At 46.1% G+C, this 1,753-nt stretch carries 4 protein-coding genes; all 4 read right to left on the reverse strand.

Annotated features, from left to right (window positions below; genetic code table 11):
• Window positions 1-270: 270 nt before the first annotated feature.
• The gene (locus KIO97_RS22125; protein WP_285383962.1) at window positions 271-540 is read right to left on the reverse strand and encodes a hypothetical protein; all 270 of its coding nucleotides are present in this window, start codon (window positions 538-540) and stop codon (window positions 271-273) included.
• A 130-nt stretch (window positions 541-670) separates the two neighbouring features.
• On the reverse strand, window positions 671-1,039 hold the full coding sequence (locus KIO97_RS22130) for a hypothetical protein (RefSeq protein ID WP_285383963.1): 369 nt from the start codon (window positions 1,037-1,039) through the stop codon (window positions 671-673).
• 92 nt (window positions 1,040-1,131) lie between these two features.
• On the reverse strand, window positions 1,132-1,362 hold the full coding sequence (locus tag KIO97_RS22135) for a hypothetical protein (protein WP_285383964.1): 231 nt from the start codon (window positions 1,360-1,362) through the stop codon (window positions 1,132-1,134).
• Between the two features lie 112 nt (window positions 1,363-1,474).
• The coding region (locus KIO97_RS22140) for a DUF3577 domain-containing protein (RefSeq protein WP_285383965.1) at window positions 1,475-1,753 on the reverse strand (279 nt) is incomplete at its 5' end.

Raw genomic sequence — 1,753 nt, forward strand, 5'->3', positions numbered from 1 at the left:
AATTTCGAATAATGTCTTTTCCAGTTTTGCTTTTTCTTGATGTGTTAACGACGTTCGGGTGAGTTCATGATTTATTCTGTTGATTTGCTGGTTCATCCATACTACATCCTGTCGCCAATAAGGCCTCAGCTTGTTCACTCAAAGAGCCCGCTGTCATGTCTTTTTTCATTGTGTTCTCGGTTCTTTCGCCTACGGCTCATAAAAACATAGGTGATTGGTCAAGAAACATAAAGAAATGGTGCCAGGATCACTGGCACATCATAAAAGTCACTATTTGATCGAAAACGTAAAACCCAGCCCACTTTCAAACCAATCTGGTTGCAGAACGTTGATGAGCTGCGCTTTCACCTCCCATTTAAGCTGAGCCAGTTCGTTAAGGTGAGCGTGACATTGCGAAGGTGAGTACAGCTCAGAGCCGTCTTCGTTGGTCCACATCACCACCTCATCAATCACGTTCAGCGCCGCTTCTTGTACGCTGGCAAATTCACTGACGCGAGATATGGCCAGCAGGCCTTCATCGTCATAGACAGTTATTTTCATTACACTTCTCCAAAAAAGCAGAGAATGCCCCCACTGGGAGAGCATCCCAGTGGGTGGTGCGCAACGCGCAATAAAAAGCCCCAATCCAAAATGGATTGAGGCTTTCTGGTTAAAAATGAGGCAATGATACTTATGAAAGCAACGCCATTAGTATCTGCTCTTTGAACAGTAATGTGACGGCACCAACAATGATGGTCCCACAAATCGCCCATTGCATTCGATCAAGCTTAGAACGCACTTCTTTGACTTCACCACGAACGCCAGTAATGTCTTGCTTTAGCTCTGCACGAACTTCGGCAATGTCCTGCTTTAGCTCTGCGCGAACTTCGGCAATTTCTGTACGAACCTCAACAAGCTCAGAGCGAACCTCATCAATACGTCGATTCAGGTTGCGCTCCGTCTCTTGCAACTGCTCTCGTGTCACCGCGTGCTGCGAGACATCAAGCAAGTGCTTCATCAAATCTTTCTGGGTAAATTCGTTTGAGTTACTCATCGTCATTATTTCTTCCTGCGATTTGCTATCAATATAACAAAAAAGACAGAAAACCCCAATTCCCGACAGGAGCGAGGTTCCTGTCGGAGTGGTTGCCCCTAGTTCAGGCCGCGTTGAAATCGAAATACGGTCATGAACGGGGTGGATTCCTCCCACACCATAAAGTCATAGCTAAGGCGTTGTTGGATTTGCTTTATATCAGCGGGGTAAAACTGACCATCAACCATCAAGAAACCAGCGTTAGCTAACTCTCGTGGTGAAATATCACTCCCCTTCGCCACAGTAAAAAGCGCGCGGCTTTTTGTCTGCAAACCATTGATACTTGCCATCTTGCTCTCCAAAAAAATAAAAGGAGAGCCGACGCCAAAGGGGATCGAGTCCCCTGTGGGTGAAAAGTAACAAAAAGCCCCAACACATAACATGCATTGGGGCAGTGGGACATCAAGCCGCTTGCTGATTTTCATCAGAACCTTTTGAAGTGGACGATTGTAACAAGACAACGTCATTCACCTTCAAGTACTTCACTTTCAGCAGACGCCCCTTAATGGAAGCACCAAACTGACCCGCTTTCGTACTGTGGTTGCTTTGATAAGTAAAGGTTTCGAGTGAGATGTCACTGATAGTAAAACTCAGTGAACCTTTGTCGCCACCTTGTGGGCTAAAGTCGTAGCTATCAAGCTGATGCACTTCGAAAAGCGCAATGGCTTCTTTGCCAACCAC

Source organism: Vibrio sp. B181a (assembly GCF_030248375.1).
GTDB lineage: Bacteria > Pseudomonadota > Gammaproteobacteria > Enterobacterales > Vibrionaceae > Vibrio > Vibrio campbellii.

What these genes read in the sequence shown, in the direction of transcription:
- KIO97_RS22125 (WP_285383962.1), bottom strand. Translation starts at nt 540, where the DNA reads ATGAAAATAACTGTCTATGACGATGAAGGCCTGCTGGCCATATCTCGC.
- KIO97_RS22130 (WP_285383963.1), bottom strand. Translation starts at nt 1,039, where the DNA reads ATGACGATGAGTAACTCAAACGAATTTACCCAGAAAGATTTGATGAAG.
- KIO97_RS22135 (WP_285383964.1), bottom strand. Translation starts at nt 1,362, where the DNA reads ATGGCAAGTATCAATGGTTTGCAGACAAAAAGCCGCGCGCTTTTTACT.